Annotated in this window: 9 protein-coding genes; 6 read left to right on the top strand and 3 right to left on the bottom strand. The window is 34.0% G+C overall.

Going from position 1 to position 12,781, the window contains the following annotated elements:
* Positions 1-380 precede the first annotated feature (380 nt).
* From QM512_RS07250 to QM512_RS07225, 6 genes are all read left to right on the top strand, one after another.
* Positions 381-1,118 carry a PAS domain-containing protein gene (locus QM512_RS07250; protein WP_282805057.1) on the top strand — a complete coding sequence of 246 codons (738 nt, stop codon included), beginning with the start codon at positions 381-383 and terminating at the stop codon, positions 1,116-1,118.
* Between the two features lie 390 nt (positions 1,119-1,508).
* Complete coding sequence (locus tag QM512_RS07245; RefSeq protein ID WP_049149822.1) at positions 1,509-2,852, top strand: family 4 glycosyl hydrolase; 1,344 nt, start codon at positions 1,509-1,511, stop codon at positions 2,850-2,852.
* 85 nt (positions 2,853-2,937) lie between these two features.
* Positions 2,938-4,824, top strand: a complete 1,887-nt coding sequence (locus tag QM512_RS07240) for an alpha-glucoside-specific PTS transporter subunit IIBC (RefSeq protein ID WP_282805056.1) — start codon at positions 2,938-2,940, stop codon at positions 4,822-4,824.
* An 88-nt stretch (positions 4,825-4,912) separates the two neighbouring features.
* Positions 4,913-5,722, top strand: coding sequence for a MurR/RpiR family transcriptional regulator (locus tag QM512_RS07235; protein ID WP_282805055.1), 810 nt, complete (start codon positions 4,913-4,915; stop codon positions 5,720-5,722).
* Positions 5,700-6,209: a hypothetical protein gene (locus QM512_RS07230; RefSeq protein WP_282805054.1), complete on the top strand. Its 510-nt coding sequence runs from the start codon at positions 5,700-5,702 to the stop codon at positions 6,207-6,209. The genes QM512_RS07235 and QM512_RS07230 overlap by 23 nt, the downstream gene beginning before the upstream one ends.
* 4 nt (positions 6,210-6,213) lie before the next feature.
* Complete coding sequence (locus tag QM512_RS07225; protein WP_282805053.1) at positions 6,214-6,705, top strand: PTS sugar transporter subunit IIA; 492 nt, start codon at positions 6,214-6,216, stop codon at positions 6,703-6,705.
* 69 nt (positions 6,706-6,774) lie between these two features.
* Here QM512_RS07225 and QM512_RS07220 read toward each other — a convergent pair whose 3' ends face one another.
* The 3 genes from QM512_RS07220 to QM512_RS07210 form a co-directional block, all read right to left on the bottom strand.
* Positions 6,775-7,611 carry an Rpn family recombination-promoting nuclease/putative transposase gene (locus tag QM512_RS07220; RefSeq protein WP_282805052.1) on the bottom strand — a complete coding sequence of 279 codons (837 nt, stop codon included), beginning with the start codon at positions 7,609-7,611 and terminating at the stop codon, positions 6,775-6,777.
* A 111-nt stretch (positions 7,612-7,722) separates the two neighbouring features.
* Positions 7,723-8,100, bottom strand: coding sequence for a large-conductance mechanosensitive channel protein MscL (mscL, locus tag QM512_RS07215; protein ID WP_282805051.1), 378 nt, complete (start codon positions 8,098-8,100; stop codon positions 7,723-7,725).
* A gap of 130 nt (positions 8,101-8,230) precedes the next feature.
* Entirely contained in the window at positions 8,231-12,439 is a 4,209-nt protein-coding gene (locus QM512_RS07210) for a mucin-binding protein (RefSeq protein WP_282805050.1), read from the bottom strand.
* Between the last annotated feature and the right edge of the window lie 342 nt (positions 12,440-12,781).

Genomic DNA, 12,781 nt, shown 5'->3' with positions numbered 1-12,781 from the left:
AAAAGAGCCATTGGCCTATGCCAACAGCTCTTGAGAAAAATCATAGTTATAACTTTGAAAAGCTAGTTTCTAACTAGAGAAATTCCTGAAGTGAACTAATGACTGTACGCCAAATAATTGCCAATTTTTTTGACAATTACAACAACAAGAATTTGCTTGACGTACATTAAACATAATCATTAGCTCCTTTCTTACTTTTCACAAGTTATAATATCTTATAACTTACTTTTAGTCAACAATTAATTTTGCAAAATCCTATATTCCGTAAATATATATTATGAAAATTCTGTATATAACAAAATATATACTTGCATTGCAAGCCCTTTCTCTAATGAGTATAATCAAATTAAAGAGATATCGGTTATATGAGGTGAAGTAAAATGGCAGAACCTAAGTGGCTAAAAGACTTAAAAGAAGAAGATTATATTAAAGAAGATTTCGATGCAACTGGAAAATCACGCTATACTGTTGAAGGTGTAGACAAGAATGATCCAGATTGGTTGGATAAGGCAGCCAAGAAAGTAAATGCTGCTGAAGGTGACGACTACGTAAAGCTTGATGCTGGACTTCTTACAGTTAACCAAATTAACTGGATGCTTCGTCGTGCATTTGGTGAATTAACTTATGTAGATGATAATAACCAATTCTTATGGTATAACAAGCCAACTGATCCAGATAAGAAGATGCTTGCTGGTCGTACACCAGATCAAGTTGGTGATACTATGGGTGCAGTTCACCCTAATATCCGTAATGTTATTCCTGAAGCTAAGAAAGTTATCTATGCTTTAAGAAATAAGATTGACGGTCATGATGAAGTTAAAATGCCAGTGCCAAATGGTAATCGTCATAAGTTGATTTTGCATGATTACAAAAGAATTGAAGATGAAGAGGGAAACTACATGGGAACTTATGAATGGGTACAAGATATTTATCCATTTGTAAAATATTTCTGTGAGACTACTGGTCAAAAACTTGTAGATGATCCTGATGCTACTACAGGTGCAACTTACAAGAAAGATGAAGTTGATACTGCAACTGGTGCTTCTAAGCATGAAGAACATGTAGAAGAAAAGAAAGAAGAAAATCCTGATACAAATTCTGGTGCTTCAGAATATTAATTGAAAATCTTTGAGATGTTAAAAAGCCTACTTTTTTGAAGTAGGCTTTTTTGTTGTGGGATGGTAAAAAATAATAATTAAATCTGATTTATATATTTCATTGATTTACATAATGAAATATTGCATCAATGGTTAATACCAATTTATAAGATCATTTTTTTATAAATCTGATATCTCTCACTAGAGACGAGATAAATAGATGAAATATATTTCAGAAGTTGACAAGAATTTTTGAATAAATGGAATAGAATTCTTAATGTTTGAAATCGCTTTCTTTAAAAGACGAGAAGGGGTATAAATAATGTGTAAGCTAGCTGAGAGGAAAAACAAGGAAAAGTTTTTCGAGATATATCTTAATAAAAGAGAATCACAAAAGGGAGTAGAAACTGTATGACTAAAGATAACCGTAAGTTTTCAGTTGTTATTGCTGGTGGTGGTAGTACATTTACACCAGGATTTGTACTGAACTTATTACAGAATCAAGATAGATTTCCATTAAGAAAATTAAAATTTTACGATAATGACGCAGAACGTCAGAAGAAAATTGGGGATGCAGTAGCAATTATCATGAAAGAAAGAGCTCCAGAAATCGAGTTCGAGTATACTACTGATCCTAAAGAAGCATTTACTGATGTTGATTTCGTTATGGGATCAATTCGGGTTGGTAAATATCACATGCGTAGTTTAGATGAAAAAATTCCATTGAGATATGGAGTTAATGGACAGGAAACTACAGGACCCGGAGGAATGGCATACGGTCTTCGTTCTATTCCAGCAATCATTCAAATTATTGACTGGATGGAAGAATATTCACCTAATGCTTGGATGATTAACTACTCTAACACTATTGCCATTGTTGCTGAAGCATGTCGTCGTCTTCGCCCACATTCAAAAGTTATTAATATTTGTGATATGCCAATTGATATCATGACTAGGATGGCACAAATTTGTGGTTTGAAAGACTATCATGACTTAGATTTCAATTACTATGGTTTAAACCACTTTGGCTGGTGGAAAGGCGTTTGGGATAAGAAGACTGGTAAAGATTTAATGCCCGAACTTAAGAAATATGTTTCAAAGAATGGTTACTGGGTAGGCGGTGATTTTGATAAAGATACTGAGCCTAGCTGGGAAGCAACATTTAAGAAAGCAGCGGATTGCTACGCTCTAGAACCAAACACTTTACCAAATACTTACATGCAATATTATTACTATCCACAATATGAGGTTAAGAATGCCGATCCACATCATACTCGTACTGATGAAATTCGGGAATATCGTCAAAAAATTGTATTTGGTGAGTGTGAACGAATTGTTAAAGAAGGTACTGCAGAAAATAATATGTGGGACCGCAACGCAACTCACTCAGAATATATTGTTGATATCTGTCACGCGATTGCTTATAACACCGGTGAGAAATTCTTAGCAAATATTCCAAATAATGGTGCCATTTCAAATATGGATCCTGATTCAATAGTTGAAGTTCCTTGTTTATTTACCTCACATGGTGTTGAACCAATGGCAACTGGTAAAGCTGGAATCTTCCAAAGAGGCTTGATGATGGAACAACAAACTTGTGAAAAATTAGTTGTTGATGCATATGAACAACACTCATACGAAAAGATGTGGGAAGCATTTGCACTTAATAAGACTGTTCCAGATGCACTTGTTGCTAAGAAAATACTTGATGATATGATTCCAGAAAACAAGCCTTACTGGCCGGAACTAAAATAGAAATTTAATAGATAAACGATTTATTAAAGGAGGACTTGTTAATACTGTGGTTTAATAAGTCCTTTTTTTGTGAGGTGAATGAATTATGATGCAGAAACTACAAAGATTTGGAGCGGCCATGTTCGTGCCCGTCTTGCTTTTCTCGTTTGCCGGTATTGTGGTAGCTTTAGGAAGCTTATTTAACAATGCAACAATTTTTGGATCATTAGCTAATCCTACGACTGGTTGGTATAAAGTTTGGGATACAATTTCTGCTGGTGGTTGGACTGTATTTAATCAAGAATGTCTATTATTTGTTGTTGGATTGCCGATTGGCCTAGCAAATAAATCACGTGGCCGTGCTGCGATGGAAGCTCTTATTACTTACTTGACTTTCAACTACTTTGTTGGGGCTATGTTAAGTCATTGGGGTTCCTTCTTTGGAGTACCAAACTTTAATAAGATTCAAATTACTGCTAATGCGACTAACGGTGGTTTAACTGAAATTGCTGGTATTAAGACACTAGATACTAATATTGTCTTCTCATTAATTATTGCTGGTATTGTTGTTTATCTCCATAATCATTATTTTGATAAAAAATTACCAGAATGGCTAGGTACTTTCCAGGGTTCAACTTATGTTTACTTCTTAGGTTTCTTTGTGATGATCCCAGTTGCATTTTTAACCTGTTTGATTTGGCCTAAAGTTCAATTAGGTATTAATAGTATGCAACACTTTATTGTAAGCAGTGGTTTTGTCGGAGTTTGGATTTATTCATTCTTGAACCGTGTATTAATTCCTACTGGACTTCACCACCTAGTATATATTCCATTCCAGTTTGGTCCAGCTGTAGTCGCTGGAGGACTTCAGCCATATTGGTTAAAGCACTTAACAGAATATGCTGCAAGCACGAAACCTTTATCACAAATTGCTTCTGTAGAAGGATTCCAACTTTATGGTAATGAAAAAGTCTTCTTAGTACCATTTATTTGTTGGGCTTTCTATGCAACCGCTAAGAAGAATAAAAAGAAACAAACCTCAGCATTACTTATTCCAGCTGCATTAACTTCTGTTTTTGCGGGTATTACTGAACCTATTGACTTCACTTACTTGTTTGCTGCCCCAGTACTTTGGATTGTATATTCAGTTATGGCTGCTACTATGAATACGGTTATGTGGTGTTTTGGTTTAAGAGGACTTATGTCGGATGGTGCAATTGGTATTGCGTCAATGAACTGGCTGCCACTTTGGGCAAATCACTGGCACATTTATGTAATGCAATTCATTGTCGGAATTGTATTTGGTCTTCTTACTTACTTTATTTTTAAGATAATGATTGAAAAATTTAACTACGTAACTCCAGGGCGAGAAGCTGATGATGAAGATGTTAAATTAATTAATAAGAAAGAATATAAAGAAAAGATGGCTCAACAAAAGGCTGCTCAACAAGCAACTGGTGTCGATGCTTCTGATCCATATATTGCTAGAGCGCAAGCTTATCTAGAATTATTAGGTGGACCAAGTAATATTGAAGAATTATCGTCATGCGCTACTAGATTACGTGTAACTGTGAAGGATCCAGATAAGTTAGGATCAGATGCCCAATTTAGAGCTAATAAAGCTGTTAATGTTGTTCACCATGGTAAAGCTATTCAAGTTATTGTTGGTCTTGATGTTGCACAAGTCTTAGAAAGAATGCAAACATTAATTGAAAAAGCTGGTCATAATACAAAGGTAAGTCAAGAACAAGATCCAGAGGTTACACAAGCTATTGGATTTATTGACTTACTTGGTGGTCGCGACAATATTAAGAAATTGATATCATGCTCAACTAGAATTAGAGTGGAAGTCTATGATTTATCTAAAGTTGCAGATGATGCTCATTTTAAAGATTTAGGAGCACATGAAGTGACTCGTAGAGACAATGAAATTGATATTGTTATTGGCCTAAACGCAGACAGTATTGTTGATAAAATGAAAGAAAATATGTAGTATTCCAAACGCTTTTTAGACTAGTCTTATGTTATTCTAGTAATGTAATTATGATAGTGTTTACATTGCTGGGGAGATTAATGTAACAATGACTGACTTGAAAAGACGCGTCTGGGAAAAAAACGGAGAATTAAGTGAATCTGAGAAAGAAATTGTTAGATTTCTATTTTCAAATTCAACATTATGTAGCCATTTGAGCTTAGCAAAATTAGCCAAAAAATTATATGTTTCAGAATCTTCGATTTTTAGACTTTGCAAAAAAATAGGTTTATCAGGTTACAGTGAATTACGATTTGAATTATCAGATTTAACTCATGAAAAGAAAATGAATACGATTGATGTTGCAACTGAAGTAAAAAATGCAAGTCAAGAAGTGCTGAATTACTGTAATACGTTAAAATTAGAAAAGATTTTTTCTAATATTGAGCAGGCAAATACAATTTATTTATATTCAACAGGTTGGTCTCAAGAATTAATAGCAAAGTATTTGGCTCACGAGTTATTCATAATTGGAAAAAGAGCTGTAATTCTTCCATCGGCAATTGAAGAACTAAGAATTGTAAGTAGGCGGGCCGTAGAGGGAGATATGCTTTTTATCATTTCTTATAGTGGTGATAATATTCAAATCCGCGACGAAATAAGTAAGATAAAACTTTTGAATAACAGAATAACGACAGTATCATTTACAACTTTGCGCCCAGCAGAGTTAATCTCATTAGTAGATTATAGTTTCTTCTTTCGTACCTTAAAGTTTAAAAATTTTTCTGGGGGGGGAGAAGAGTCTATTAACGACGCCTTTAGTCCAGCATATACCTTCATTGACCTTTTAATTGCTAAGTACTATCAGTGGGAGGAACAAAAAGGAGAGTTAGACAATGTGGACTATGACGAAGAATAAAGTAACTGATTTTTGTGATCAGATTATGGAACGACTACGTTTGAATACACGTTCTATTTTAAAGTGGTACTCAATTATTCTATTTGTTGCTCCACTACTTTTTGGAGGACTGCTTGAATTTAGAGTTGTAATGATGAAAATAAGTTTGGCAGATATGCTTCATAGTCAACCCACAATAGCTATTTCTGTTATTATTGCCATTACTGATTTTCTTTTAGGATATTACTGCTGGATAAAGAAAGATAAGTTGATCGATAGTACTCAAGAACTAAGAATTTTCTGGATTTGTCAGTGTTTCTGTCAGTTGTTAGTAGGTAATATTATTTGTTTTCTATTAAGCCTTTTTGGCTTACGTGCTTTGCATAATTTTAAAGCTACAGATAGAGCAGTGGCGTATTTTAAGGTAACTATTATCATCAGTACGGTATTGTATGTTTTGTGTATTCTTTTGCTGAGTTTAATTGGATTAAAAGGTTTAAGAGGTTAGAGAAATGTTTAATTTTTTCAAAAAGAAAAATAAAGGCTTAGAAGTAGATGCCGCCGTTGATGGTGAATTGATACCAATTACCGAAGTAAAAGATGATGTATTTTCTACTAAGATGTTAGGTGATGGATATGCTATTAAGCCTACTAGTGGAGAAATTCATTCGCCGGTAGAAGGCGACATATCTACTTTGTTTCCTACTAAACACGCTATTGGTATTAAGACTAAAGAAGGATTAGAGATTCTTGTACACTTAGGAATTGATACAGTGGAATTAAATGGGGCACCTTTTGAGATGAAAATTCAAAAAGGTGATCATGTTATTGCTGGTCAATTGCTTGGAACAATGGACTTAAAACAAGTTACTGATAGTGGTCGCGATGATTCTGTAATTGTTGTTTATACTAATATGGATTTAATTGAATCCATTACTCCCGTTCAAAAAGGTTCTATTAGTTCTGATGAAAAGGTACAAACAATTACATTTAAGAAAAATTAACCTTTGTTTTAAATAAAAAGACACTCATGACTTAATTTTTAATAGAGTCATGGGTGTCTTTTTGAATACCTAATTATTTTTAATAAATTGCTTCAATTCTTCTTGAGAAAAATCATTCCCATAATCCTGGGTTAAGAGACTTAAGATTTTTTCATCATTAGCGCTGAATTGACGATAGCGTCGAATCATCTTCTTAATGGCATCAATTCGTTCTTCTTCTTTACCGGTTTTTTCGCCGACATATCGCATGTCATCAAGTTTCATTTGATAATCCATGAGTTCTTTCCTTCTTTCTGGATTAGTTTTATATTTCTCAACGTCGCTTTGTAGCTTTTGAATAAAGCTATCATTTGTATTAATTTTACCACGCATTAGATCGAAAAATCCTTGTAGACGGGGCGTGATTTTTCCTTTTGTCCCACTTGCATTGAGTAAAATTAATTTTTGACCAATATTTAGCGGATCATACTTGAATCCCTTGGTGCTCCAAGTCGTATCATACCGATACTGATCAAGACCGAGAGGATCAGTTGGCAGAATTAAAATTAAGTATGTAGTAGGCAAATTGCGATAATTTTCACCTTGCATAAACAGACTTTGATCCATCATTGAAAAATAATACCGCATTCGCTTTCCTAAAAAGTCTGGCAGAGTCATTTGTAATTCAATATCAAAGACTCGTCCCTTGTCGTCTGTAGCGTAGATATCTGGAATAATGCCATGCATAGCAGGGTGAAATTTCAATCTTTTTTGCGTTTCAAAATTAGCAGTTTGAATATGCAATTCAGGTGCAATTGCCCGCAAAAGGTCGCGGCAATTAGTTCCTTGTTCCATAACCCAGCTAAAAATTGGATCAGCAGTGATATCTGCTTCATCAACGCGCTTTTCAAGCTCATTTTTGTTCATAGAACGCTCCTTTAAGTGTATTAGAGAAAGATCTCTAATTTTAATTACGCAAAAAGGAGTTTTATTTTTTAGAAAAGAAGCATCCCTCAAACATTTAAGGGATGCAGTAATCTATTTAGTTTTTTCTTGTAATAAATCACGAATTTGACGAAGATATATTTCCTCATTAGTTGGTGTAGGATCGTCTTCTTCAGTTTCTTTTTTAGGCATCATTTTATTGACTAATTTAATTAAGCAGAAGACAACCAATGCGATGATTAAAAAGTTAATGATGGCATTTAAAAAGCTGCCGTATTTGAATGTAGCTTCACCAACAGTGAATTTTAAATTTGATAAATCAATTTTACCAATAAATAATCCGATGAGTGGATTAATTAAGTCTTTAACTAATGAATTTACAATTGCGGTAAATGCAGCACCGATAATAACCCCAACAGCTAAGTCCATCATGTTACCACGAGCGATAAACTCTTTGAATTCTTTAATCATTGTTTTTTCCTTTCTGAAAAATAGCTATTAATTAAAAATTATACCGAAAGTAGCTAACTTCTCACTAGAAAAATGCTTTTAGAACGAAAAAAACGTTAGAATTTAATCTAACGTTTTTAGTAAAAAGAAATTAATTCTTCTTCTTTCGTTTAAGTTCACTGCCAACTAGGCCAAGTAAGAATGATGTAGCACCAAAGGCTAAACCAATTAGACTAGTATTGTTTGACTTGACACCAGTTTGAGGTAAGGTGTTTTTCTTAGCTTCATTGGTAGTAGCTTTTGATGGAAGAGCTGGCTTAGAAGTCTTTATCTCGTTTTTCTTTTTCAATAGCGGTGTGATTGTTGTTTCAACTGGCTTAGTAGGTTTAACCGAAATCATAGGTTGAATAGGCTTAGTAGGTTCAGCAGGAGTCACCGGTTGAGCTGGCTTAGTAGGCTCAGCCGGAGTCGCAGGTTGAACAGGTTTAGTAGGCTCAGCCGGAGTTACAGACTGAACAGGTTTAGTAGGCTCAGCCGGAGTCGCAGGTTGAACAGGTTTAGTAGGTTCAGCCGGAGTTACAGGTTGAACAGGTTTAGTAGGCTCAGCCGGAGTTACAGACTGAACAGGTTTAGTAGGCTCAGCCGGAGTTACAGGTTGCACCGGCTTAGTAGGCTCAGCCGGAGTCGCAGGTTGAACAGGTTTAGTAGGTTCAGCCGGAGTTACAGGTTGAACAGGTTTAGTAGGCTCAGCCGGAGTTACAGGTTGCACCGGCTTAGTAGGCTCAGCCGGAGTCGCAGGTTGAACAGGTTTAGTAGGTTCAGCCGGAGTTACAGGTTGAACAGGTTTAGTAGGTTCAGCCGGAGTTACAGGCTGAACAGGCTTAGTAGGTTCAACTGGAACAGCAGTGTAAATAACTTGGAATGAAAGATCGCTACTATTTGGCTGAACTGCTTGAGCATCAATTTGTTTTTGATCAGCAGTGTAGTTATTAATGATTGGTGAAACAACTGGTGCAAAGGTATTAGTAATTGGAGTCCAGTCATTTAATTTTTCATCCTTAGTCATCAAGTCGATTGTTCCGGTTTGAGTGAAGTTTACAGAAGTAGTATATGTTGGTGCAGCTTCTTTACCATTGTCATAAATATATCTAATAGTTTCTCTGACAACCCTAGAATTGGTGATCTCTTTAGTAGCATGCTTAAGGTGAACAACATAGTTTTGATTATCTGGAACTTCATCATTATCAAAGAAAATATCTTTTTGATTAGTTGAATCACTGACTAAAACATAATTCTTAGCTAAGTACTTATCAATAGTATCCTTAGTTGAGTACTTAGAGTCCGCATTAGGATTGCCTGATAAGGATTTAGTTTCTAAAGTTTTACCAGTTGTATCATCAATGTAAGTTACTTTGATATTTTCGGTTAATGCATAAGGAACTCTAACTATGAAAGTCTTATTGTCACTTAAAGAAGTAATTACTTCTTGATCTTTATCTGTGCTGAAAGAAAGTGGAGAAATAATATTATTATTAATTTCGAATTTCTTTGTATCTAGAGCAGTTTGAGTAATGCGATCAGGATCAAGCTTGTAAACATTAGAGATTGCTTCAGGTAAGACGAAGTTTTTAGTTTGATTTGTAATATTCCACTTATTCCAAGTTGTTACACCTGTAACTAAGTCTTTTTGTCCATTTCTAGAGAAATCAATATTACCTAAGTCGATATTCTTAAATTCTTGTCCAGTCTTAGGACCATTTTCAGGGTAAAGAATAGCTTTTTCGAAAATAGATTTACTGTCGTTAAGGTTAATTATGCCATGTTTGAAATGAACTTCGTAGTTTTGATTATCTGGAACTTCATCATTATCAAAGAAAATATCTTTTTGATTAGTTGGATCACTGACTAAAACATAATTCTTAGCTAAGTACTTATCAATACTATCCTTAGTTGAGTACTTAGAGTCCGCATTAGGATTGCCTGATAAGGATTTAGTTTCTAAAGTTTTACCAGTCGTATCATCAATGTAAGTTACTTGAACATTTTCAGTTAAAGTATATGGAACAGTAATATTGAAATTAATTGTTTGGTTATTCTTTAATTCTGATGATTCGAATGGAAGCTTGAGTGCAGAGTAATTGAAATCTTGTCCATTCTTTGTAGCAGCAATTTGCTTTGAGTCTAATGAATAAACTTTTGCTTGATTATCAAGACCACTAACTTTTTCAGGTAAGTTAAAGTCTGCAATCAAGTTTTTATCAGCTATCCAATTAGACCATTCAGTATTTTGTCCTGAAGGATCATCAACGAGATCAATCGTCCTGGATCTGGTATAGGTGATGATTTGACTGATTGGAGAAGTTGCGGCATCAACAACAGTTTCATCTGCATGAGGTCCATTTTCATAGATATAGTTAACGTGTTCTGTAACTGTGGCATTTTCAGTTTGAGTGTCAGTGTCATGATAAAGGTAGACGTAATATTGAGGTGAGGTATCAGTAACTTGAAGTTTGTAACTGTTGTAACTATTGTTTAAAGCGTCTGTTTTAAAATTTTGTTTACTTATATCGTAATTTTTTAAATTCTTACTGTAATCGCTAATTTCTCCTAAAGTTGCTTTTTCATCTAAGAGATAATGTTGTGCTTCAAGATTTTCGACAATACTATTAGCTGGATTATCAATAGAAGAGTTAGTTTTGGTGATAGTAGTGCTTAGTGTATCTGGGATTTCTGTGTCAGTATTTTCATCAATAAAGTGGATTCTAACAACTCTATCGACTGTAGGATCAAACTTAAAGTCAGTATAAGTTTGAGTAGAAGAATTAGTTGTAGCTCCTGAACCAGAATGTTGCCAATCTCTTTCATTAACAATTGGAGTAGTAATTGAAGGACCAACACCTGAATTTGGGTGACTAGCCCAATCTGCAATATCGTTAGGGTTCAATAAAGTATCTAATTGGATAAAGTAAGGACCCATGTGAGAATAATCTACACCATTTACTGTAAAATTACCCTTTTGGTCAATCTTAATTTGTTTTTTATCGTCAGAAATTGAGTCTCTTAAAAGTTTTTCAAAGTTGGTATCTTCAGGAAGCGTTGCAAGCTTATTGTAGTAATCATTGATCGGAACTCTTTGACCATCAGAATCAACAACTTCCATATCAGCTGGGATCTTAAACGCCTTGATAGTAGATGGAAGAATTTCTTGTCCTTTATTAAAGGTGATGTTAACCAAAACATCCATTAGTGGATCTAAACTTGGATCCTTAGCAGAACCATAATTCCATTCAAGAGCGTATTGCATTAGACGAGCAGATTTTTGTTTATCAGCAGGAACATCTGCTGCTGCACTTGGTTCTGGTCCATAATAAGTTGCACCATTTTCTGTATAAGAACCATTTTCACCTGGATAGCCATCTTGACCTGGGGTACCAATTAATCTTGGACCAGTGATAAAACCATGAAGAATTTCTTTAGTTACAACTGGATCTTTATATGGTGTAATTTTGATTGGTAAATTTTGAGTAAATACTAGATTATTAGGTAAGGTTACAGTAACGGGTAAATTGAAGTCAGGATAGGTGCCGTGGTCAGTATAGTATTGCTTAGTTGCTTCATTATCGGCAGTAAAAGTAAATGTTGAATCAAATCCTGATAAGATTCCGTCATCGTTACCTGTATAAGTGAAAGTAAATGTTTTATTAGCATTTGTTTGAGCTGCGGTTATCTCAAAATAGTTACTCTTAGAAGGAGTGCTGCCAAAACGTAGTAAATTATTAGTATCACTAATTGAAACTGTAACTTTTTGTCCATTATTAATAGTAATTGGATTCTTTTTCTCCGTATTAACATGAACGTTTATTGAGCCTTGAGTAACATTAGCCATCATGGACTTGTTAGGCTCAGCTCCTGTAATAGTTACGGCTGTAGCTTGCGTGTCATTAGTAGCTTGAACTTTTTCTTCAAGAATATTTGCTTGAGTAGCTTTATTATTTTGAGTTTCTGATTTGGTAGCTAATACGTTAAGCTCTCGATTATTAGTTTCGCTATTTTTATTAGTCTGACTCGCAGATGTTTGTTCTTGAGTGGGTAAAGCTTTTACGTCATTTTTATTGTCTTTGCTAGTATTATTTTTTTGAATATTTAAAGTACTTGATTTAGTAGATTCGGAAATATTTTCTTGGCTAGCAATATTTTGATTTGAAGCATCTGTTTCAGCTGCTCGAACAGTATGAGAACTTTCTAAGAAGAAAGTGGTACCTAAAGCAACAGTAACTAATCCAACTGAAAGTTTCCTAAAGCTAAACTTTTGCTTCCCATTAAGTTTAGCGATAAAAGATAAATCATTCTTATGCGACATTTTTTCTTTCCTCGATTACAATTATTTTATATATAAAATAACAATTTTACTTTCTAAAAAAATTATAACTCAACTTTAAATAATGAAATTAGAAAAATAAATTAATCTATATATTTTTATTTATTCAATAAAAGGCTAGCTATAAATGGTAAAAGATAAGTATCTATAAATTTTTACAGATAGCAAAATAAGCAAGTAATTAAAAAACGTTATTAAAAAATTGGCTTTAAAATAAATTATCGATGAACTTGGGTAGAAAATTGAAATTTAAAAATAAAAAAAGATTTTCTAATCTTTTAGAAAGACTAATTACTAAAGGTAGAAAGCGCTTTTTTAAATTAA

The sequence above is a fragment of the Lactobacillus isalae genome (assembly GCF_947539375.1).
GTDB classification, from domain to species: Bacteria; Bacillota; Bacilli; order Lactobacillales; family Lactobacillaceae; genus Lactobacillus; species Lactobacillus isalae.
The sequence above is the reverse complement of the archived record's forward strand: the minus strand, read 5'-3'. Positions and strand labels throughout refer to the sequence as shown.